Annotated in this window: 17 protein-coding genes and 1 pseudogene; 7 read left to right on the top strand and 11 right to left on the bottom strand. The window is 70.4% G+C overall.

The window, feature by feature from the left end:
* Positions 1-95: 95 nt before the first annotated feature.
* A complete protein-coding gene (locus AB0N07_RS26655) occupies positions 96-1,109 on the bottom strand; it encodes a YafY family protein (RefSeq protein WP_365839200.1) in 1,014 nt (337 codons plus the stop codon).
* A 61-nt stretch (positions 1,110-1,170) separates the two neighbouring features.
* On the opposite strand from AB0N07_RS26655, the gene AB0N07_RS26650 reads away from it, so the two are divergent.
* From AB0N07_RS26650 to AB0N07_RS26630, 5 genes are all read left to right on the top strand, one after another.
* A complete protein-coding gene (locus tag AB0N07_RS26650; protein WP_365839198.1) occupies positions 1,171-2,715 on the top strand; it encodes an MFS transporter in 1,545 nt (514 codons plus the stop codon).
* 434 nt (positions 2,716-3,149) lie between these two features.
* Positions 3,150-3,911, top strand: coding sequence for a DeoR/GlpR family DNA-binding transcription regulator (locus AB0N07_RS26645; protein ID WP_365839196.1), 762 nt, complete (start codon positions 3,150-3,152; stop codon positions 3,909-3,911).
* Positions 3,912-3,950: 39 nt separating this feature from the next.
* Positions 3,951-4,898 carry a 1-phosphofructokinase gene (pfkB, locus tag AB0N07_RS26640; protein WP_365839194.1) on the top strand — a complete coding sequence of 316 codons (948 nt, stop codon included), beginning with the start codon at positions 3,951-3,953 and terminating at the stop codon, positions 4,896-4,898.
* Positions 4,899-5,151: 253 nt separating this feature from the next.
* Positions 5,152-7,239, top strand: a complete 2,088-nt coding sequence (locus AB0N07_RS26635) for a fructose-specific PTS transporter subunit EIIC (RefSeq protein WP_365839192.1) — start codon at positions 5,152-5,154, stop codon at positions 7,237-7,239.
* 136 nt (positions 7,240-7,375) lie between these two features.
* A complete protein-coding gene (locus tag AB0N07_RS26630; RefSeq protein ID WP_365839190.1) occupies positions 7,376-7,660 on the top strand; it encodes a hypothetical protein in 285 nt (94 codons plus the stop codon).
* A gap of 15 nt (positions 7,661-7,675) precedes the next feature.
* Here the strand turns inward: AB0N07_RS26630 and AB0N07_RS26625 are convergent, their stop codons facing one another.
* From AB0N07_RS26625 to AB0N07_RS26610, 4 genes are all read right to left on the bottom strand, one after another.
* Complete coding sequence (locus tag AB0N07_RS26625) at positions 7,676-8,422, bottom strand: DUF6227 family protein (protein WP_365839188.1); 747 nt, start codon at positions 8,420-8,422, stop codon at positions 7,676-7,678.
* 168 nt (positions 8,423-8,590) lie between these two features.
* Entirely contained in the window at positions 8,591-9,838 is a 1,248-nt protein-coding gene (locus AB0N07_RS26620) for an Ig-like domain-containing protein (RefSeq protein ID WP_365839186.1), read from the bottom strand.
* A 147-nt stretch (positions 9,839-9,985) separates the two neighbouring features.
* Positions 9,986-11,014 (bottom strand): P1 family peptidase, encoded by a 1,029-nt coding sequence (locus AB0N07_RS26615; RefSeq protein WP_365839185.1) that lies wholly within the window; start codon positions 11,012-11,014, stop codon positions 9,986-9,988.
* Positions 11,015-11,052: 38 nt separating this feature from the next.
* The gene (locus AB0N07_RS26610) at positions 11,053-12,300 is read right to left on the bottom strand and encodes a low temperature requirement protein A (protein WP_365839183.1); all 1,248 of its coding nucleotides are present in this window, start codon (positions 12,298-12,300) and stop codon (positions 11,053-11,055) included.
* Positions 12,301-12,440: 140 nt separating this feature from the next.
* Between AB0N07_RS26610 and AB0N07_RS26605 the strand changes: the two genes are divergently transcribed.
* Positions 12,441-12,623, top strand: coding sequence for a hypothetical protein (locus AB0N07_RS26605; protein WP_351473816.1), 183 nt, complete (start codon positions 12,441-12,443; stop codon positions 12,621-12,623).
* A gap of 19 nt (positions 12,624-12,642) precedes the next feature.
* Here the strand turns inward: AB0N07_RS26605 and mscL are convergent, their stop codons facing one another.
* The 6 genes from mscL to AB0N07_RS26575 all read right to left on the bottom strand — a co-directional run bounded on the left by mscL (position 12,643) and on the right by AB0N07_RS26575 (position 18,325).
* Positions 12,643-13,113 (bottom strand): large conductance mechanosensitive channel protein MscL, encoded by a 471-nt coding sequence (gene mscL, locus AB0N07_RS26600; protein WP_365839180.1) that lies wholly within the window; start codon positions 13,111-13,113, stop codon positions 12,643-12,645.
* A 93-nt stretch (positions 13,114-13,206) separates the two neighbouring features.
* Positions 13,207-13,752 carry a hypothetical protein gene (locus tag AB0N07_RS26595; RefSeq protein WP_365839178.1) on the bottom strand — a complete coding sequence of 182 codons (546 nt, stop codon included), beginning with the start codon at positions 13,750-13,752 and terminating at the stop codon, positions 13,207-13,209.
* A 187-nt stretch (positions 13,753-13,939) separates the two neighbouring features.
* Complete coding sequence (locus AB0N07_RS26590) at positions 13,940-14,773, bottom strand: S-methyl-5'-thioadenosine phosphorylase (protein WP_365839176.1); 834 nt, start codon at positions 14,771-14,773, stop codon at positions 13,940-13,942.
* 101 nt (positions 14,774-14,874) lie between these two features.
* Positions 14,875-15,186 carry an FmdB family zinc ribbon protein gene (locus tag AB0N07_RS26585; protein WP_365839174.1) on the bottom strand — a complete coding sequence of 104 codons (312 nt, stop codon included), beginning with the start codon at positions 15,184-15,186 and terminating at the stop codon, positions 14,875-14,877.
* Positions 15,187-15,253: 67 nt separating this feature from the next.
* Positions 15,254-16,516, bottom strand: coding sequence for an MFS transporter (locus AB0N07_RS26580; RefSeq protein ID WP_365839172.1), 1,263 nt, complete (start codon positions 16,514-16,516; stop codon positions 15,254-15,256).
* Positions 16,517-16,792: 276 nt separating this feature from the next.
* Complete coding sequence (locus AB0N07_RS26575) at positions 16,793-18,325, bottom strand: potassium/proton antiporter (protein ID WP_365839170.1); 1,533 nt, start codon at positions 18,323-18,325, stop codon at positions 16,793-16,795.
* A 240-nt stretch (positions 18,326-18,565) separates the two neighbouring features.
* Here AB0N07_RS26575 and AB0N07_RS26570 point away from each other — a divergent pair.
* Positions 18,566-21,346, top strand: a pseudogene (locus AB0N07_RS26570) (penicillin acylase family protein); the annotation flags it as partial.
* Between the last annotated feature and the right edge of the window lie 37 nt (positions 21,347-21,383).

Raw genomic sequence — 21,383 nt, 5'->3', positions numbered from 1 at the left:
ATGCCGGCGGGCCGCCCCACACCTCAACACTGGGGCGGCCCGCCGTCATGTGTGTCCCGCAGCGTGACACTCTGCCATACGGTCGTCACGTTTCGCTAACCCGCCCGAGGTGGGACGTGCCCCGATGTTCCTTCAGGGCGTGGTGTCAGCCGCCCCGCCCGGACCAACCGTCCCCCGAGCTCTCGTACACTCTCCGCCAGTTCAGGTGGTTCCCGTACCGTGAACTCGTAGCCCAGCAGGGCCAGCCGGACCGCCAGCCAGTCCGCCCCGTCGCTCGTGCGGGCCCGTAGGCGGCAGGTGTGGTCGTCGATCGCTTCCGGGGTGCCCAGCCAGGACGGGATGCGGGTCGCGACGGTTTCCGCGGGGGCGGCGAAGGTGACCTCGAAGTCGTACGACTCCTGGTGTCGTTGCATCGAGCGGCGCAGGTACTCCGCCGCGTCTCCGGTCGGCAGCTCCCGGGGGGCGAACCGGGCGCCGGTTGCGAAGGGTTCGCTCACCCGGTCGACGCGGAACGTGCGCCAGTCGCCGCGGTCGAGGTCGTAGGCGACGAGGTACCAGCGGCGGCCGGTCGAGAGGAGGCGGTACGGCTCCGTCAGGCGCCGTGACTCGGTGCCGTCGCCGGCGCGGTAGGCGAAGCGCAGACGTTCGTGCCCGGCCACCGTGGACGCCATGACAGTCAGCGTCTCGGGTGCGATGCTCGCCCCGTCCCCGCTGGTCAGCGGCGTGGTCGCGGCCTGGAGCGTGGAGACGCGGTGGCGCAGGCGGGAGGGCAGCACCTGTTCCAGCTTGGCCAGGGCCCGTACTGAGGCCTCGTCCACGCCCTCCAGGGCGTGCCCGGCGCCCGCCCGCAGCCCGACCGCGATCGCCACGGCCTCCTCGTCGTCGAGTACGAGCGGCGGCATCGCCTTGCCCGCCACCAGCCGGTAGCCGCCCTCGGCGCCCAGGCTCGCCTGCACCGGATAGCCGAGCTCGCGCAGCCGGTCGATGTCCCGCCGCACCGTGCGCCGCGACACGCCCAGCCGCTCGGCGAGCTCGCCGCCGGGCCATTCGCGGGGAGTCTGCAGGAGGGAGAGGAGTTGGAGGAGCCGCGCCGGGGTGTCCGTCGTCATGGTGAGAGCATGCCGCAGAAGTAGGACACGATCTGACCTAATAGGGGTCTAGCTTCGGGGTATGACCTCCACCGAGACCCCGTCCGTTCCAGCCTCCGGCGACCGCAGGCGCTGGTTCGCCCTCGCCATCGTGATGACCGCGGCCTTCATGGACCTCGTCGACGTCACGATCGTCAACATCGCGATCCCGTCGATCCAGCGGGACGCCGGCGCCTCCGTCGGCCAGATCCAGTGGATCACCGCCGGCTATGCGCTCGCCTTCGCCGCGGGGCTGATCACCGGCGGACGGCTCGGCGACATCCACGGCCGCAAGCGGCTGTTCCTCGTCGGCATCGGCGGGTTCACCCTCGCCTCCGCGCTGTGCGGCTTCGCCGCGAACCCGGAGATGCTGGTCGCCTCCCGGATACTGCAGGGCGGCATGGCGGCGATGATGGTGCCGCAGGTCCTGTCGATCGTGCACGCCACCTTCCCGGCGCACGAGCGGGGCAAGGTGTTCGGCCTGTTCGGCGCGATCGTGGGGCTCGGGGCCGTCTCGGGCCCGCTGCTCGGCGCGCTGCTGACGGAGTGGAACCTGTGGGGTCTGGAATGGCGGCCGATCTTCCTCATCAATCTCCCGGTCGGTATCGCGGGCCTGGTCCTCGGCAGCCGCTTCATCACCGAGTCGAAGGCACCGCGGGCGCTCAAGCTCGATCTGGTCGGGGTCGCCCTCGTCACCCTCGGTCTGACGATGCTGCTCTACCCGCTGACCCGCGGCCGTGAGCTGGGCTGGCCGCTGTGGGGGTACGTCTCGATGGTCGGTGCGCTGGTCGTCTTCGCGGTGCTGGTGGCGTACGAGAGGCGCAAGGCCGTACGGGACGGGTCTCCGCTGGTGGAGCTCTCGCTGTTCCGGGTGAAGAGCTTCGCGGCCGGTATCGCCGTGCAGACGGTGTTCGGGATCGCGCTCGGGGTGTTCTTCCTGGTGTGGACGCTGTACATGCAGACCGGGCTGGGCTGGAGCCCGCTGCGGGCCGGGCTGACCGGGGTGCCGTTCTCGATCTCCGTCTCCACGGCGGCCGGACTGTCCGTGCAGAAGCTGGTGCCGCGCTTCGGCCGCAAGGTGCTCCAGGCGGGAGCGCTGCTCATGGCCGTCGGCGTCCTGCTCTACATCTGGGAGTCCGGCCGCTACGGCCTCGCCATCGCCTCCTGGCAGATGGCACTGCCCCTGGTCGTGATGGGCGTCGGCATGGGCCTGATCGTGGCCCCGCTGACGGACGCGGTGCTGTCGGACGTGCCGCGCGAGCACGCCGGCTCGGCGTCGGGGCTCATCAACACCGTGCAGCAGATGGGGAACGCGCTGGGGCTCGGGCTGGTCTCCGTGGTGTTCTTCGGGGAGATCGGCGACCGGCTGACGCGGTCCGAGGTGGGCCCGGCGTTCGTGAACGCCTTCCAGCACGCACTCGGCTGGGTCGCCGGGGTGATGGGGGCCATCTTCGTATTGATGTTCGCCCTGCCGAAGCGGGCCGGGGACGCAGAGGAGCCGACGGAGCAGGCCGAAACGGCTGAGCTGCACGCCGGGAGCACCCGGGACGCCGCCGCCCACCAGGAGAATCTGGCTCCTGCCAGGTAGCGGACCTGACACCCTGCCCCTGGAGTCTTTGCAGGGGCGGGGTGCTGTGCAACAGGGTGTCCTCGACACGTGTTCGTCCGGGAAGCGATGGGACGTCATGGCATCGAGGAATCAGGCCACTCCATCCGAGGCGGCAGCGTCGGAAGTGGCCAGGTCCAGCCGGCTTCCCGACCTCCCGGGGCTTTCCCTCGGAGAGCTCAGCAGCCTGGACAGCGTGGTTCTGGAATCCTCCGTCAAGCATCTGAGGCCTGCTCCGAATCGCGCACCAGTGTTCCCGCCCCACATCAGCCCCCGAAGAAGTTGCGTCCCGCAGTATCCGTCACCGGTGCCCGTTTGTGTCCGAATGGCGCCCGAACCTGTTTACTTTCCGGAAATCCGGGCGTAGCCTCCGAGTGAAACCACACGTTCGGGCATGAGGTCGGAGGTGAACGGACATGTACGCACCGGAGCGGCAGCAGGAGATCCTCCGGCTTGCCCGTGACGGCGGCCGGGTGGACGTGGTGTCGCTGGCCGAGGAGTTCCAGGTGACGGCGGAGACGATCCGCCGGGACCTGAAGGCCCTCGACCGTGCGGGGCTCGTCCGGCGGGTGCACGGCGGTGCCATACCGGCCGGGCGGCTGGACTTCGAGCCCGATCTCGCCGAGCGCGAGGGCACCTCCACCGACGAGAAGGACCGCATCGCCAAGGCCGCCCTCACGGAGCTGCCCAGCGAGGGCACGGTGATCCTCGACGCCGGTACGACGGTGGCGAGGCTCGCCGCCGCGCTGCCCCTGGAGGCGTCCCTCACCGTCGTCACGCACAGCCTGCCGATCGCGGCTCGCCTCGCGGACCACCCCGGCATCCAGCTCCACCTCGTCGGGGGACGAGTACGGCACCGTACGCGCGCCGCCGTGGACGCCTGGGCGCTGCGCGCCTACAGCGAGATCCGGGCGGACGTGCTGTTCGTGGCGGCCAACGGCTTCTCCGCCGACCACGGTCTGACCACCCCCGACCTCGCCGAGGCCGCGGTCAAGCGCGCGGCGGTCGCCGCGGCGCGCCGGGTGGTGCTGCTCGCCGACTCGTCCAAGCGCGGCCAGGAGCACTTCGCCCGCTTCGGCGACCTGAGCGACGTGGACCTGCTGATCACAGACAGCGGGCTGAGCCCGGAAGACGCCACCGCCATCGAGCGCGGCGGCACAGAAGTGCTGTGTGTGTAGAGCGGCACGCAAGTGCTGTGTGTCGAGAAACGAGAGCGCATGATCCTCACCGTCACCCCGAACCCGTCCCTGGACCGTACGTACGAGGTCCCCTCGCTCGACCGTGGCGAGGTCATCCGCGCCACCGGTGAACGCATGGACCCGGGCGGCAAGGGCGTGAACGTCTCGCGTGCGGTCGCGGCCGCCGGGCAGCGCACGGTCGCGGTGCTGCCCCTGGGCGGTGCGCCGGGCGCGCTCGTCGCCGAGCTGCTCGACGCACAGGGCATCGAGGTCGCACCGGTCCCGGTCGCCGGGGCCACCCGCTCGAACATCGCGCTCGCGGAGGCGGACGGGGTGCTCACGAAGATCAACGCGCCCGGTCCCGAGCTGTCGGCCCAGGAGCAGGAACTGCTGCTGAACACCGTGCACCGGCAGTCGCCCGAAGCCGACTGGATCGCCTGCTGCGGGAGCCTGCCGCGGGGGCTCGCGCCTGTCTGGTACGCCGATGTCGTCGCCCGGGTGCACGCCGGGGGCGCGCGAATCGCCCTGGACACCTCCGGGCCCGCCCTGCTCGAGGCGCTGCGCGAGCGGCCCGACGTGGTGAAGCCCAACGCCGAGGAGCTCGCGGAGGCCGTCGGGCGCCCCCTGTTCACGGTGGGCGACGCGGTGAAGGCGGCCGAGGAGCTGCGCGAGATGGGCGCGCGCGCCGTCCTCGCGAGCCTGGGCGCCGACGGGCAGCTGCTCGTGGACGCCTCGGGCGTCTGGTTCGGCAGCGCGCGCGTGGACGCCGTACGCAGCAATGTGGGTGCCGGTGATTCCTCGCTGGCCGGATTCCTGATCGCCGGCGGCAGCGGCCCGGAGGCCCTCGCCTCGGCGGTCGCACACGGCGCAGCGGCAGTCCAGCTGCCGGGCAGCGTGATGCCGACGCCGCGGGACCTGGATCCGGCGGCGGTGACGGTGACGGCCGACGTGCCGGTGGATCGTGTACTTGAGGAGCCGGTGTCATGACGTACAGGCGAAAGACGGCGCATCGCGGCCCCGCGGCGGAGCCGCGAACGGGCACAGCCGGTGGAGCGCAGAGGCATTGCTCCCCGTTACTCCGCGCGGCCGACCGTAGGCGGAGTTTCCCCGGCCCCGCCTCCACCCCCACCCCCACCCCCACCCCCACTCCCACTCCCACTGACCCCACCCCCCGCAGCACCCCCGTCCCCACCCCCGCCCACCCCACCCCCCGGGCGATACGCGTGCGAAGGAGCCCGCGATGAGCGACATGATCACCGCGGACCTGGTCGACCTCGACCTGTCCGCCGATACGAAGGAAGCGGCGGCGCGTGCCCTCGCCGAGCGCATGGTGGCCCTGGGCCGGGTGACCGACCTGGACGGCTTCCTCGCGGACGTGGCCGCCCGCGAGGCACAGATGCCCACCGGCCTCGACGGCGGCATCGGCATCCCGCACTGCCGCAGCGAGCACGTCACCGAGCCGACGCTGGCCTTCGGGCGCAGCGCCGCCGGCATCGACTTCGGCGCGGCGGACGGCCCCGCCGACCTGATCTTCCTGATCGCGGCCCCCGCCGGTGCCGACGACGCCCACCTCACGATCCTGTCGTCGCTGGCCCGGCAGCTGATGAACGCCGAGTTCACCGACGCGCTGCGGTCGGCGGGCGACGCGGCGGCCGCGGCCGCACTGATCCGCGGGGACGAGCCGGCCGCGACCGGCTCCGAAGACTCCGCTGCGGCGTCGGGGGCGGCCTCCGCCGACGCCGCAGCGGGCAGCACGGCCCCGGCGCCGGGAGCGAGCGTCGAGGACGCGTCCGCCCCGGCGTCGGGCGCCCCCGCCGCGGACGAGCGCCCCTTCCGTATCGTCGCCGTCACCTCCTGTCCGACCGGCATCGCGCACACGTACATGGCGGCCGAGTCGCTGGAGAACGCGGGCCGCGAGGCGGGCGTCGAGGTCACCGTCGAGACGCAGGGCTCGGCCGGCTTCACCCGGCTCGACCCGGCCGTCATCGCGGCGGCGGACGCCGTGATCTTCGCGCACGACGTCCCCGTACGGGAGAAGGAACGCTTCGCCGGCAAGCCGACCGTCGACGTCGGCGTGAAGGCCGGCATCAACCGGCCAGGCGAGCTGATCACCGAGGTGCGCGGCAAGGCCGAGCGCGGTGAGGTCACCGCGGGGGCCGCGCCCGGCAGCCCGGTCGAGCGTGCCGGTGAGTCCGGCGAGGGCTACGGCACCAAGCTGCGCAAGTGGCTGATGTCCGGCGTGAGCTACATGGTCCCGTTCGTCGCCGCCGGCGGTCTGCTGATCGCCCTCGGCTTCGCGATCGGCGGCTACAAGATCAAGTCGGCGCCGTCGGTGATGGACCACTTCGTGTGGACACAGACCGACAGCTGGGCCGCGCTGATGTTCCAGATCGGCGCCGTGGCCTTCGGTTTCCTGGTCCCGGTGCTGGCCGGCTACATCGCGTACGGCATGGCGGACCGACCCGGGCTGGTCCCCGGCTTCGTGGGCGGCATGATCGCCTCCACCATCAACGCGGGCTTCCTCGGCGGCCTGGTCGCCGGTCTGCTCGCCGGTGGTGTGGTGATGGCGATCCAGAAGATCAACATCCCGGCGGTGCTGCGCGGCATCATGCCGGTGGTGGTGATCCCGCTGATCTCCTCGGCGATCGTCGGATTCCTGATGTTCGTCGTGGTCGGCAAGCCCATCGCCTCCGCCCAGAAGGGCATGACCGACTGGCTGAACGGCCTCTCCGGCTCCAACGCCGTCCTGCTCGGCCTGCTGCTCGGCCTGATGATGTGCTTCGACCTCGGCGGCCCCGTCAACAAGGTCGCGTACACCTTCGCCACCGCCGGTATCGCGGTCTCCAACCCGAGCGACTCCGCGATGAAGATCATGGCCGCGGTGATGGCCGCCGGAATGGTCCCGCCGCTGGCGATGGCGCTGGCCACCACGGTCCGCGGGAAGCTCTTCACCGAGACCGAGCGTGAGAACGGCAAGGCCGCCTGGGTGCTGGGTGCCTCCTTCATCTCCGAGGGCGCGATCCCCTTCGCCGCGGCCGACCCGCTGCGCGTCATCCCCTCCTCGATGGTGGGCGGCGCGATCACCGGAGCCCTGTCGATGGTCTTCGGCGCCACCCTGCGCGCCCCGCACGGCGGCATCTTCGTGGTCCCGCTGATCGGCAACGCATTCCTCTACCTGATCGCCATCGCGGTCGGCGTGTGCGTCAGCGCCGCGCTGGTGGTCTTCCTGAAGGGCATGCGCAAGCCGGCAGCGGGGACCGTGAAGCCCGGCACGACGGACGACACGTCGACGGCGACGGCCCAGGCGAAGCAGCCGGTGGCCGCCTGACCTCCGGCATCCATGCCCCTTTGGTGCACTGTGCGTCGATCAGTGCATCCGAGGGGCATGTGCCGTAGCTGCGAAGACTGCGAGATACGTCACGGTCCGGGGCCAAAGTCCCGGACCGTGGTGTCTACTGGTGCGCATGCCCGATGAGCACGTCTCGATCCTCCAGTCGCTGGGCCTGGCCGTCCTCGCCTTCGCGGCCGTCGTCTGGTCGCTCGGCCTGCTCGGCCGGATGCGTCGCGGCCGATCCGGTGCCGGCAGCCTGCGGCTCACCCTCCGCACCCTCTGGTACACCGGCCGCACCCCCCTGCGGGCCCTTCCGCACCAGCGGCAGTTCCCTCCCCACCTGGAGCACGTCGAACTGACGCCGACGGAGCGGGACGCCTTCGCGGGCCTGGTACGACAGCTCAGCGACGGCCGCTGACGGGCCGCCCGCGGGTCAGGAGACCTGCGCCGCCCGCCGCTCCATCGCATCCCGGGCCGCATCCTCGCTGACGTACACCTCGCACATGTGCCGTCCGTCGGGCGTTGCCGTGTGCTCGACCTCCCAGAGGGAGACCTCCACGCCGTCACGCAGCAGGAACGCGTGCTCGTAGAGCGAGAAGCACAGCCCGGCCCGCCCCGCCCGGCACGGGCGCCCGAAGGCCTGCGTGATCTGGTGCGCGTACGCCGTCGTGAGCAGCGCGGCCGTCTCCGCGCCCGGCCGGTCAGGGTTCTCCGCACGGCGCAGCAGCCGGCGCGCATGATCCGCGGAGTCGTCCGGCAGATACGCGTGCCGCGGCGCCGGGATCGGCGACAGCTGCACCGTCACCGGAAGCTCGAAGTCCGGTGCGTCCGGAGACAGCGGCAACCGGGCGGTGGCTGCACGCAGTTCCTCCTCGTCGACATAGATCTCGTGCTGCGCGAGGCTGCCCGGCGCGGTGTTGTGCACGAGCTCCCACAGCGTGAGCGCCGAGCCGTCGACCAGCAGCCAGGTGTGCCGGTACGTCTCACGGTGCAGCCCCGCGCTGTGGTGCGCGGAGTGCAGCGAACTGTCGTGTGCCAGCGCGCAGTCCAGCTGCCGTATCGTCTCGTCCGGCAGCTCGAAGGAGTTCAGGGCGCGGCCGAGGAGTCGCTCGAGATGCTCCTCCGGAGACTCGGGCGACTCGGCTGGTTCGTACGCTGCCGTCTCGTACGGAACGCTCAAGGTTTCTCCCGGCGTTGCTGCATGTCACCTTGTGGGTGCATACCGTAGCCCCTCGGTCGGACATCATGTCCGGGAACCGAGAAAACGTACGCACAGAAAACGCGCGGGCCGTGTGAGAAGTTCCCACACGGCCCGACGATCTGTCAGAAGTCGCTGCTCAGAAGGCGATTACGCGGCGCTCCCCGCCACCCACTCGCTCCACGGCATGTTCCAGCCGTTGAGCCCGTTGTCCGGGGCGACCGTCTTGTCGGGGGAGTTCTTGACGATCACGACGTCGCCGATCAGTGAGTTGTCGTAGAACCACTTGGCGTTCGTGGCGCCCTGGGCGCCCTGCACGTCCGCGAGCCCGACGCAGCCGTGGCTGGTGCCCTGGCGGCCGAAGGGCGGATTGCTCTTGTCGTACCAGTAGTTGCCGTGGATGAACGTGCCGGTGTTCGTCAGGCGCATTGCGTGCGGTACGTCCGGGATGTTGTACTCGCCGCCCAGGTTGACCGTCCTGCTGTCCATCCGGGTCTGCTGGAACTTCTCGGAGATCACCATCTGCCCGTTGTACGTCGTGTGCTCCGGGCTGCCCGAAGAGATCGGCACCGACTTGATGGTCCGGCCGTCCCGCACGACCGTCATGGTCTGCGTGTTCACATCCACCGTGGAGACCTGCGAGCGCCCGATGGTGAAGGTGACGGTCTTCTTCTGCACCCCGTAGACGCCGTTCGCGCCCTCGACGCCGTCCAGGTCGATCTTCATCGTGACCTTGGAGCCGGCCTTCCAGTACTCCTCGGGCCGGAAGTCGAGCCGCTGCGCCCCGAACCAGTGCCCGACCACCTTCTGCCCGCTGCTGGAGGTGACCGTGATGTGCGACTGCACGGCCTTCTTGTCGCTGATCACCTTGTCGAAGTCGAACGACACCGGCATGCCCACGCCGACCGTCGTCCCGTTGTCCGGCGTGTAGGTCCCGATGAAGCTGTTGGCCGAAGTGACGGTGGTGAAGATCGAGTTGGCCGCCGCCGTACGGCCGCTGCCGTCCTTCGCGGTCGCCGAGATCTGGTATTTCGTCCCGCGTTCCAGCTGCCCCTTGGGCTTCCACACCCCGCCGTCCGCGGATATCGAGCCCGGAACCACCTGACCCGACCCGGCCACCGTCATCTTCACGTCGGTCAGCCTGCCGTCGCTGACCTTCACGCCGGTCGTGTTGATCGACGCGTCGGTCGAGCCGTCCTTCGCCGAGATGACGATCTTCGCCGTCGACGTCCTGGTCGAGCCCTTGTCGCCCTTGCTGTCGCTCGAGGAGCTCGACGAGCCCGAGGAGTTGGCGTTGGCGTCGCCACCGCAGGCGGTCAGGGTGAGGGCGCCGACCACCAGGGCGGCACAGGCTCCCAGTATGCGTACGCGCCGCGCTGCAATGTCCGGCGTTGTCACGGGCTGCTCCAGGTTCGTGTGATGTGCGTTGTCCGTTCCAGTGCGTGTGAAAGGAGGGATTCGGCGGACCGTGAGGTTCCCTCCGTCCGCGATGAACGCGAGCGCGTGACAGAACCGGGACAATCGCGTGCGAACGCAGCCTTGTTGTTACCGACTCCCGTACAACTCCTCGTACGACGGCCACATCCCGCCGGGCCCGTCAACCGGCTCGGCGGCGCGCACGGCTCGCACGATCGCCCGTGTCACCAGGTCCGCGCCCGCCGCGAGGATCTCGTTCAGTGCGAGGGGGTGGCCGGCGTCGAGCGGGCGCGCCCCGGTCGCCAGGGCGAACACCGTGTCCCCGTCGTTGAGCAGATGCACCGGCCGCACGGCACGCGCGATGCCGTCGTGTGCCGTACCGGCGAGCTTCTGCGCCTGCGCCTTCGACAGGTCCGCGTCGGTGGCGACCACGGCGAGCGTGGTGTTCAGGGGCGGGCGCCCGTTCTTCTCCGCGGCCTCGGCCAGGCGTCGGCGCGCGGCCTCGTGCACAGGTCCCTCGGGGTAGTTCACGCGCCCCTGGAACAACTCCCCGTACAAAGCGCCCGTTTCCGGATCCATCGCCGAGCCCACCGCGTTGGCCACCACCAGAGCGGCCACCGTGATCCCCGAGCCGAGCACTGCGCTCGCGGTGCCGACCCCGCCCTTCATCGGCCCCACGGCCGCCCCGGTGCCGGCGCCCACGCACCCTTCCTGCACCCGAGCCCCGGCCTCGCTCGCCGCGGCCGCCTCGACCGCCATCCGGCCGGTGGCGGCATCGGGCCTGGCCCGGAAGTCGCCGCCCCGCCCGACGTCGAAGACGCAGGCGGCGGGCACCACCGGCACCACGTGCGCCGGGTCCACCCCCACGCGCACCCCGCGCCCCTGCTCCTCCAGCCAGGCCATCACCCCCGACGCCGCATCGAGCCCGTACGCGCTGCCGCCGGTCAGCACGATCGCCTCGACCTTCTGCACGAGGTTGCGCGGATCGAGCGCGTCGGTCTCCTTGGTGCCGGGACCACCGCCGCGTACGTCCACGGCGGCGACGGCGCCGCCTTCCGGGGCGAGGACGACCGTGGTGCCGGTGAGCCAGCCGCCGCCGGTGCGCGTCGCATGCCCCACCCGCACTCCGGTGACGTCCGTCAATGCGTCAACTGTCATGGAGCCAGTCTCGCCCCGCCCGGCACGACAGTGCCCCGTCAGCCGACCGGACTCGTCGCGCGCTGCCCGCTCGCCCCGCGCTCCCCGGCGCCCCTGCGCGCAGCCAGCGCCACCCCGGACGCCACCGCCAGCGCCGACACCAGGCCCGCCGCGAACACCGCCCAGTGGCCCAGGAAGGTGCAGACGATCACGAGCAGCGCCGTGCTCGGCAGCACCAGTTGCTGGGCGATGCCCACCTTGTAGTAGCGGGAGTGCAGCGCCCACACGGTGAGCAGATACAGCGCCGTCGGGAGGGTCACCGCCGCCGACGCCTCCAGCGTGGAGATGTGCGCCTTGCCGACCGCCTGCTCCACCGCCACCTCCAGGCCCGCCCCGACCGCGGCCGCCGAGGCGAAGATCAGGTAGTGGCCGTAGCCCCACAGGAACGCCTGCCTGTTGGTGCGCAGATGACTGTGGATCGGCACCGCGAAATAGATCCACCAGGCGGCGAAGATGATCAGCAGCCCGCCCGCCGCGATGGGCAGCAGATCGCCCAGGGCGTCGTTCTCGTCGATACCCGACTTCACCGCGACGGTGGCCGCCGCGATGGTCTCGCCGAGCACGATGATCGTGAACAGCCCGTACCGCTCGGAGATGTGGTGCGGATGCCAGGACGTGGGGTGGTCCTTCTCCGCGTACGGCGGTACGCACATCTCCAGGACCGCCATCACCACGAAGACCCACACCCGGGCACCCACCGGCAGCACCACCAGCCCCAGCCAGCCGACCATGCACAGAGACACACCCGCGGCATAGCGCAGCCCCATGGTCCGCTCCGCGCCCTCGGTCGACCGTGCCGCGCGCAGCCACTGCGCCGTCATGGCGACCCGCATGATCACATAGCCCAGCCAGACCACCAGGAAGTCGTGCTTCTCGAACGCCCGGGAGATCCCGGCCGCCAGCACCAGCACCCCGGCGATCTGGACCAGGGTGACGACCCGGTAGAGCACGTCGTCGTTGTCGTACGCCGAGGCGAACCAGGTGAAGTTCATCCACGCCCACCAGATGGCGAAGAACACCATCCCGTAGTTGAGGATCCCCTCGCCCGCGTGCCGCGCGGCGATGGCGTGCACCAGCTCCACGCCCGCCTGGGCGACGGCCACCACGAAGCACAGGTCGAAGAAGAGCTCGAGCGGTGAGGCGACGCGGTGCGCCTCCTCGCGGCCCCGAGCCGCGAGCCTGCGCAGTGGTCGGTGGTTCGTCGGCGTGCCGGAGGACGCGGGCGGCGGAGTCGAGCTGGTCGTCATGGGACCAAGCACAGCAGACAGCCGGCGGGAATTCCTCGCCGGCAGCGACGGACCTGCCCGCACGGCGCACGGCCCTCAGGCCGGTCGGGCCACCGGCGCGACCCGGTGGCCGCGCACCCCCGGGGCCGTACCCTGGACGCATGACCTCCGCCCCCGCCCCCGAGCCGCGCGCTCCGAAGCCCGCGCTGATCTTCGACGACCCGCTGGACCAGCAGTCCTCGGACGACACCGACCGCGGCTGGGGCGAACGGCCGCGCTCCGACGGGGACTCCGCGGCCGACCTGAAGCGCTTCCTCGACGAGAAGCCGCCCCACCACCTCTGAGCCGCGCGGGCCGCTGCCGCTACCGCCCGTTGCGCCCTCCCTCGCGCTGTGCGACCAGCTCGTTGCGGATCTCCTGCAGCACTTCCAGCTCGGTCACCTCGAGCACCTCGTGGGTGCCCTCCCGCGCCTTGCGACGGGCCTCCACGCGGGCGAGGTACTTCGCCATGGGCAGCACCATCAGGAAGTAGACGACGGCCGCGGTGATCACGAAGCTGAGGGTGGCACCGAGGACCGAGCCCCACAGGATCCGCACACCCGTCGCGTTGTCGCCGGTCCCGGTGCACGGGGCCTTGATGCACGAGTTGTAACTGTCGAGGTTCTTGGTGCCGATGGCTCCGACGACCGGGTTGATGATGCCCTTCACGACCGAGTTCACGATGTTGGTGAACGCGGCGCCGATGACCACCGCCACCGCCAGGTCGACGACGTTCCCGCGCATCAGGAAGGCCTTGAAGCCATGCCAGATGTTCGGTTGCTTCTTCTCGCTCACCGTGGGTCCTCTTCTCGCACGCACAGGTTGGGGAACAAACAGTTCCGCAACCTACGGCACCGTGGGACCGTCCTGCCCGTCCGGGTCGCTGGATCAGCACACCGTCACCGCCAGCCGCGCCGTCGCGCTCGCGCCGGCGAGGTGCGCCGCGGTGGAACGAGGAACCGAGAGCACCACCAGCGCCCCGCTGTCGGCCCCGCTGTCCAGGGGCTCGGGCACCTTCGTCACCCGCGCCCCGCGCGCGACCACGCGGGCATCGCCGCCCGCCGCCGTCTCCTGGGCGGCGACGACGTCCACCCGGTCGCCGGGCCTGAGCAGCCGGACCGTGGCCCCGTCGGCGATCCGCACCGGCGCGGTCACCATCTCGACGGCGCGGTGCTTGCGTACGGGATCTGCGACCGGATGCCCACGCGCCGGATCGGTGGCCCGTGGCCCCGCCGCCACCAGCGCGGCCGCGGTCACCGCCAGGCCGGCGGCCACGGCCCGCCTCCGGTGCCGTACGAGCCGTCGTAGCTGATACCGCCCGCCGCGCACCCGCACGGGAGCGAAGTGCGGGATCTCGCAGGTGGCGGGGGCGTCGGTGCCGGGCGGGCGCGGGGTGGACGGGTAGGGGAAGAAGGACGGGGGAGGGAGGGACATGCGGATCACCACCTGCGTCGAGGAATCGGCTTGCAGGCCCACGATGAGGCCTCGCGGCGATCTCTGCCGACGCCGGTGGACTACCGGCGGGTTGTGGACAACTCCCTCACCGGAACGTGGAGTTCCGGAACCTGCCTCGCACCACCGCAAGGCTCGGCCCCCCGCGAGGCTCCGCCCCGGCACCTCGTCACGGCAGCTCGAAACCCGGATCCATCCCGCCCAGCGCAGTCGTGCACAGGCAGTCCCGGTCCTCGTTCGCCGGCAGGGCGGCCACCGCGTCGAACAGCACGCCCCGCAGCCGGTCCACATTCGCCGCGAACACCCGCAGCACCTCGTCGTGCGAGACGCCCTCACCGGTCTCGGCACCCGCGTCGAGGTCGGTGACCAGCGTCATCGTCGAGTAGCACAGCTCCAGTTCACGGGCGAGTGCCGCCTCGGGATGGCCGGTCATGCCGACCACCGACCAGCCCTGCGCCTGGTGCCACAACGATTCTGCGCGGGTCGAGAAGCGCGGCCCCTCCACCACGACCAGGGTGCCGCCGTCCACCGGCTCCCAGTCCCGGCCGCGCGCGGCCTTCAGGGCGGCCGCACGTCCGACGGGGCAGTAAGGGTCGGCCAGGGACACGTGCACCACGTTCGGGATGTTGCCGCCGGGCAGCGGCAGCCCGTCGAAGTACGTTCCCACCCGGGACTTCGTACGGTCGACCAGCTGGTCCGGCACCAGCAGCGTCCCCGGCCCGTACTCGGGGCGCAGACCCCCCACCGCGCACGGCCCGAGCACCTGGCGCACGCCGAGCGACCGCAGCGCCCACAGGTTGGCCCGGTAGTTGATCCGGTGCGGCGGCAGATGGTGGCCGCGGCCGTGGCGCGGCAGGAAGGCGACCCGCCGGCCGGCGATCTCACCGAGGAAGAGGGAGTCGCTGGGCGGCCCGTAAGGGGTGTCCACCTGGACCTCGGTCACGTCGTCGAGGAAGGAGTAGAAGCCCGAGCCGCCGATTACACCGATCTCTGCGTTCGCCATGGCCGCACAGTATCCGGCCCCGGGCGGCGCTCGGAGAGGGGGGATCAGGAGACGACGAGAACCCTGTCGTCGTACGACGACAGGGTTCTCGTGAGCAAGTCCTAGGCGGCGGAGCTGCTGCTGGAGGCGGTGCCGGTGCTCGACGGCTTCGAGTCCGAGGACGACGAGGACGGGGCCGACGACGAGGTGGATGTCGACGACTTCGAGGACGACGTCGGCGAGCTGCTCGAAGAGGAGCCGCGGCTGTCGTTCCGGTAGAAGCCGGAGCCCTTGAAGACAATGCCGACCGCGGAGAACACCTTCTTCAGGCGGCCACCGCAGTTGGGGCACTCGGTCAGAGCGTCATCGGTGAACTTCTGCACCGCCTCGAGGCCCTCGCCGCACTCGGTGCACTGGTACTGGTAGGTGGGCACTGTCTTCCTCCTGGCACTCTCACTCAATGAGTGCTAACGAGCGTCTATAGTGACGTATTCCTGAGGATCAGTCCACCGTCACCGGCACTCGGTGACCGACGCCACGTGCGACGGTCAGACTCCGGGGCCGTGCCACGAGCCGTGACCGAAGGGCCACGAGGGTCGTCAGCGCCAGTACGGTACCGGCCATCGGCACCAGGAATCCGGCCCCGCCCCAGAAGCGGTCCTCCAGCTGTCCGGCGACCGTGACGGCCGCGGCCTGGCCGAGTGCCACCGCGCCGGTCAGCCAGGTGAAGGCCTCGGTGCGGGCGCCCGCCGGGACCAGACCCTCGACCAGCGTGTAGCCGGTGATCAGCGCGGGCGCGATGCACATGCCGACGAGCAGGCCGAGACCGGCCAGGACGAGCACCGAGTGGGCGGCCCACAGGCCGGAGGCCGCCAGGGCGAGGGCGCCGTACCCGAGGACGAGTCGCCGCTGCGGGGCCACCTTCCAGGCGACGGCGCCGCAGACGATGCCGGAGAGCATGTTGCCCGCCGCGAAGACCCCGTAGAGGACGCCGTTCAGGCCGGGCTCGCCGATCGACTCGGTGAACGCGGCCAGCGAGACCTGCATACCGCCGAAGACGGAGCCGATGCCCAGGAAGGCCACGACCAGAACGCGCACACCAGGGACGCGCAGCGCGGAAACGTGCTCCACGCGCGCGTGCCCCGTCGCGGTGACCGCGGGCTGTGTACTCCTCTGCGCCGCGAACAGCAGACCGCCGACGAGCGTCAGCGAGGCCTCGGTCACCAGGCCGGCGGCCGGGTCGACGGCGGTGCACAGGGCGGTGGCAAGGAGCGGGCCGAAGACGAAGGTCAGCTCGTCCGTGACGGACTCGAAGGCGGCCGCGGTGGTCATCAGGGGCGAGCCCTGGAGCTTCACGCCCCAGCGGGCGCGCACCATGGGTCCGACCTGCGGCACCGAGGCGCCGGTCGGAACGGCCGCCGCGAACAGCGCCCACAAGGGCGCGTGGGCCAGCGCGAGCGCGGTGAGGGTCAGGCCCGACAGCGAGTGCAGCAGTACGCCGGGGATCAGCACGGCGCGCTGTCCGTAGCGGTCGGCGAGACGGCCGCTGTAGGGCGCGAACAGGGCCATGGAGACGCCGGTGACGGCCGCTGCGGCGCCCGCCGCGCCGTAGGAGCCGGTGGTGTGCTGCACCAGCAGCACGATGGAGATGGTGAGCATCGCGAACGGCTGGCGTGCCGCGAAGCCGGGGAGCAGGAACGTCCAGGCGCCGCGGGTGCGCAGCAGCTGTCCGTAGCCCGGGCGGGAGGTGACCGTGGATGCCACGGCCCGTGCCTTTCTGCCGCCTGGTAGCGCGCCCCTTTTCCCGGGTGGCGCCGAGAGCTGTCCTCTTGCGCGGAACTGCGGTAGATACCGGCGGTCCACTGCTCAGGGACGTCCCGGCCGCCATACGGTCGCGCCAGCACTGCGTCAGGCAGAGTTGGTTCGATCTGGGTGCGCCTTTATCGTACAGGGATCAGCGGCCGATGTGCCTGTGAATACGAGCACCATGCGGGCGTTCGCCTGCGATTATCCAGGGTGTGAACCGTACGAAACACACCATTAACGCCCCCCCGCCCCGTTCGTCCCGAGCCATCCGGCCAGCTTGCCGCCGTGGCCGACCGAACGCAGTCGCCGCTCGGCCGCGTCCCGCACCGGGTCCGTGGTGACGACGAGCAGTTCGTCGCCGCGCCGCAGCACCGTGGTGGGAAGAGGGACAAACGATTTTCCTTCGCGGACGACCAGGGTGACGGCGGCCCCGGGCGGCAGGCGCAGCTCGGCCACCTCGACGCCGTGCATCTTCGAGCCCTCCGGGATCGCGACGGACAGCAGATGCCCGCGCAGCCGCTCCAGTGGGGCCGACTCGATGCCGAGGTCGGCGGCCTCGGCGTCCTCGCCCAGCTGCAGCTTGCGGGCGAGCCAGGGCAGCGTCGGCCCCTGGACCAGGGTGTAGACGACGACCAGCACGAAGACGATGTTGAAGATGCGGCGGCTGGCGTCCACGCCCTGCACCATCGGGATCGTCGCCAGGATGATGGGGACCGCGCCGCGCAGCCCGGCCCAGGACATCAGGGTCTGCTCCTGCCACGGCACCCGGAACGGCACCAGGCACAGCACCACGCTCAGCGGCCGCGCCACCATGGTCAGCACCAGACCGATGACGAGCGCGGGCACCACGTCGTCGCCGAGATCGTGCGGGGTGACCAGCAGGCCGAGCAGGACGAACATGCCGATCTGTGCGATCCAGCCGAGGCCGTCGGCGAAACCGCGGGTGGCGGGCCAGTGGGGCAGCTTCGCGTTGCCCATCACCATCGAGGCGAGATAGACGCCCAGGAAGCCGCTGCCGTGCGCGAGCGCGCCACCGGCGTAGGCGGTGACGGCGATCGCCATCACGGCGATCGGGTAGAGGCCGGAGGCGGGCAGCGCCACGTGTCGCAGACCCCAGGACCCGAGCCAGCCCACCGCGAGGCCGATGGCCGCGCCGATGGCGAGTTCCAGAGCTATCTCGCCCAGCAGCACGTACCAGTGGGGGACCGGGCCTGCCGTGGAGAAGGCGACGACCAGGATGACGACCGGGGCGTCGTTGAAGCCGGACTCGGCCTCCAGCGTGCCCGTCACGCGCGCGGGCAGGGGGATCTTCCGCAGCACCGAGAAGACCGCGGCCGCGTCCGTCGAGGAGACCACCGCACCGACGATCAGCGCCTGCCGCCACTCCAGCCCGATCAGGAAGTGCGCGGCCGACGCCGTGACCCCGACGCTCACCGCGACCCCGCCCAGGGCCAGCGCGGAGGCGGCCGGCAGGGCCGGCTTGATCTCCTTCCACTTCGTGCCCAGACCGCCCTCGGCCAGGATCACGACGAGGGCCGCGTATCCGATGACCTGGGTCAGCTCGGCATTGCTGAAGTGGATGTTGCCGATCCCGTCCTGGCCCATGAGGACCCCGATCCCCAGGTACACGAGCAGGCTGGGGAGCCCGCTGCGCGAGGAGATCCGGACCGCTGCCACGGCGACGAGCAGGACGAGCGAGCAGACGAGCAGAAGCTGGTTGAGGTGGTGGACAGTCAGCGGCCGTTCCCTTCCCTGACTCACACGCATCCCGCGCGGGAGCTTACGTACATAGGACACGAAGCCGAGAAACTCCGCACCCAAGTACTTCGTTACCTTACCTAACTCTTGACGATTCCTTGACGCTCGCCGAGGCGGGATCGAACACCGGCCGCACCTCGTTCCCGACTCCGCGTCCAGGGGCGCGGAGCCCTGCGCCTATGGTTGCTCCAGCGCTCATTCAAAGTCACAGCCCCGCCTGCCGCTCGCGTTAGGACAGCAAGGACAGCGATGCCCCCCAACATCACCGCCACAACGGGTGACAAGCCCGGCAAGTCCGGCAGGAAGAAGGGGCGCAAAGCCCGATTGGTCGTGCTGGTACTGGTCCTGGCCATCATCGGAGGCGTCGCCTACGGGGCGTACTGGTCCATCAGCACCGTCCGGGCGTCGTTCCCGCAGACCAAGGGATCGATCACGCTCGACGGCCTGTCAGGACCCGTCGACGTGAAGCGTGACGGCAACGGCATCCCGCAGATCTACGCCTCCTCCGACGAGGACCTGTTCATGGCGCAGGGCTACGTCCAGGCGCAGGACCGGTTCTACGAGATGGACGTGCGCCGCCACATGACCTCCGGCCGGCTGTCGGAGATGTTCGGCAAGGACCAGGTCAAGGACGACGAATTCCTGCGCACCCTGGGCTGGGACCGGGTGGCGAAGAAGGAGTACGACACCAAGTTGTCGGCCTCCACCAAGAAGTACCTCCAGGCGTATGCCAAGGGAGTCAACGCCTACTTGCAGGGCAAGGACGGCAAGGACATCTCCCTGGAGTACGCGGCCCTGGGCTTCGTCAACGACTACAAGCCGGCGCAGTGGACCCCGGTCGACTCGATCTCCTGGCTGAAGGCGATGGCCTGGGACCTGCGCGGCAACATGCAGGACGAGATCGACCGCGCCCTGATGACCAGCCGTCTCGGCCCCAAGCAGATCGCCGACCTCTACCCGGACTACCCGTACAGCCGCAACAAGGCGATCGTCCAGGAGGGCCAGTACAACGCGCTCAGCAAGACGTTCGAGCAGAACGGCAGCTCGTCCACGAGCGGTACGTCCGGTACGGCGACGAGTGGCGCGACCGGCGCGTCCTCGTCGGCGACCGGCTCGGCCCTGACGAGCCAGCTGTCGGGTCTCTACAAGGTCCTGGACAACGTGCCCACGGCCGTCGGAGTGAACGGCCAGGGCATCGGCTCCAACTCCTGGGTCGTCGCCGGGGACCACACCATCACCGGCAAGCCGCTGCTGGCCAACGACCCGCACCTGTCGGCCTCGCTGCCGTCCGTCTGGTACCAGATGGGCCTGCACTGCCGCACCGTCTCCAGCAAGTGCCAGTACGACGTGACCGGTTACACCTTCGCGGGCATGCCCGGCGTGGTCATCGGCCACAACCAGGACATCGCCTGGGGCATGACCAACTCCGGTGTCGACGTCACCGACCTGTACCTGGAGAAGGTCTCCGGCGACGGCTACCTCTACGACGGCACGGTGCGGCCGTTCAAGACCCGCGAGGAGACCATCAAGGTCGCCGGCGGCACGTCCAAGACGATCGTCGTGCGCCAGACCGCCGACGGGATGCCTCTGCTCTCCGACCGCGACGACGAGCTCGTCACCGTCGGCAAGAAGGCCACCGTCAACACCGCCGCACCCGACCGCGGCGACGGCTACGGCATCGCGCTGCGCTGGACCGCGCTCGACCCGGGCACCTCCATGGACGCCGTCTTCGCCCTGGACAGGGCGTCGAACTGGAGCGACTTCCGCTCTGCGGCCGCCCTGTTCGACGTGCCCTCGCAGAACCTCGTCTACGCCGACAAGAACAACATCGGCTACACGCTGCCCGGGAAGATCCCCACGCGCGCGAAGAAGGACGACGGCTCGATCCCGGCGCCGGGCTGGGACTCCAGCTACAAGTGGACCGGGTACATCCCCAAGGCCGCGCTGCCGTACGAGTTCAACCCCAAGCGCGGCTACATCGTCACCGCCAACCAGGCAGTGATCGACAAGGACAAGTACCCCTACACGCTCACCACCGACTGGGGCTACGGCACCCGCAGCCAGCGCATCACCGACCTGATCCAGTCGAAGATCAACGGCGGCGGCAAGATCTCCACCGACGACATGCGCCAGATGCAGCTGGACAACAGCAGCGAGATCGCCAGGCTGCTCGTGCCCAAGCTGCTGAAGATCGACATCACGGACAAGGACGTCCGCGGGGCGAAGGACGTCCGCGAGGCCCAGGACCTCCTGGAGGGCTGGGACTACACCCAGGACGCCGACTCGGCGGCCGCCGCCTACTTCAACTCGGTCTGGCGCAACATCCTCAAGCTCGCCTTCGGCAACAAGCTGCCCAAGGAACTGCGGGTCGAGGGCCAGTGCCTGTGGGTCGATCCGGTCAACAGCACCGGGCCCGCGGACGAGACGAACAAGGTGCGCGAGTGCGGCGAGCGCGCCGTCGACCAGGCGCAGCCGGACGGCGGCGACCGCTGGTTCGAGGTCGTCCGCAACCTCATGGACGACCAGAAGAGCGACTGGTGGTCCACGCCCAAGTCGCTCACCCGGCCCGGGGCGAGCGACAACCGCGACGATCTGTTCAAGCGCGCCATGATCGACGCCCGTTGGGAGCTGACGGCCAAGCTCGGCAAGGACATCGACACCTGGAGCTGGGGCCGGCTGCACCGTCTGTTCCTGAAGAACCAGACCCTCGGCACCGACGGGCCCGCCTTCGTGAAGTACATCCTCAACCGCGGCCCCTGGAAGCTCAGCGGCGGCGAGGCGACGGTCAACGCCACCGGCTGGAACGCGGCGGGCGGCTACGGCGTCGTCTGGGTGCCGTCGATGCGCATGGTGGTCAACCTCGACGACCTCGACAAGTCGAAGTGGATCAATCTCACCGGTGCCTCGGGCCACGCCTACAGCGCCCACTACACCGACCAGACGAGCAAGTGGGTCAAGGGTGAACTGCTCGACTGGAACTTCTCGGACAAGGCCTTCAACAATACCCCGCCCGACTCGGTGGTCTTTAAGCTATTAACCCCCGCCCCACCCCCAGGGGTCACGGTTG

Source organism: Streptomyces sp. NPDC051172 (assembly GCF_040682555.1).
Classification (GTDB): Bacteria; Actinomycetota; Actinomycetes; order Streptomycetales; family Streptomycetaceae; genus Streptomyces.
Note: the sequence above shows the minus strand (reverse complement) of the source record. Positions and strands in the feature narration are given on the sequence as shown.

Bases quoted from the DNA above. Each gene is read 5' to 3' on its own strand.
- AB0N07_RS26630 (WP_365839190.1), top strand. From the start codon at position 7,376: ATGCCCGATGAGCACGTCTCGATCCTCCAGTCGCTGGGCCTGGCCGTC.
- AB0N07_RS26590 (WP_365839176.1), bottom strand. From the start codon at position 14,773: ATGGCGAACGCAGAGATCGGTGTAATCGGCGGCTCGGGCTTCTACTCC.
- AB0N07_RS26655 (WP_365839200.1), bottom strand. From the start codon at position 1,109: ATGACGACGGACACCCCGGCGCGGCTCCTCCAACTCCTCTCCCTCCTG.
- pfkB (WP_365839194.1), top strand. From the start codon at position 3,951: ATGATCCTCACCGTCACCCCGAACCCGTCCCTGGACCGTACGTACGAG.
- AB0N07_RS26605 (WP_351473816.1), top strand. From the start codon at position 12,441: ATGACCTCCGCCCCCGCCCCCGAGCCGCGCGCTCCGAAGCCCGCGCTG.
- AB0N07_RS26650 (WP_365839198.1), top strand. From the start codon at position 1,171: ATGACCTCCACCGAGACCCCGTCCGTTCCAGCCTCCGGCGACCGCAGG.
- AB0N07_RS26575 (WP_365839170.1), bottom strand. From the start codon at position 18,325: ATGCGTGTGAGTCAGGGAAGGGAACGGCCGCTGACTGTCCACCACCTC.
- AB0N07_RS26645 (WP_365839196.1), top strand. From the start codon at position 3,150: ATGTACGCACCGGAGCGGCAGCAGGAGATCCTCCGGCTTGCCCGTGAC.
- AB0N07_RS26595 (WP_365839178.1), bottom strand. From the start codon at position 13,752: ATGTCCCTCCCTCCCCCGTCCTTCTTCCCCTACCCGTCCACCCCGCGC.
- AB0N07_RS26635 (WP_365839192.1), top strand. From the start codon at position 5,152: ATGAGCGACATGATCACCGCGGACCTGGTCGACCTCGACCTGTCCGCC.
- AB0N07_RS26615 (WP_365839185.1), bottom strand. From the start codon at position 11,014: ATGACAGTTGACGCATTGACGGACGTCACCGGAGTGCGGGTGGGGCAT.
- AB0N07_RS26610 (WP_365839183.1), bottom strand. From the start codon at position 12,300: ATGACGACCAGCTCGACTCCGCCGCCCGCGTCCTCCGGCACGCCGACG.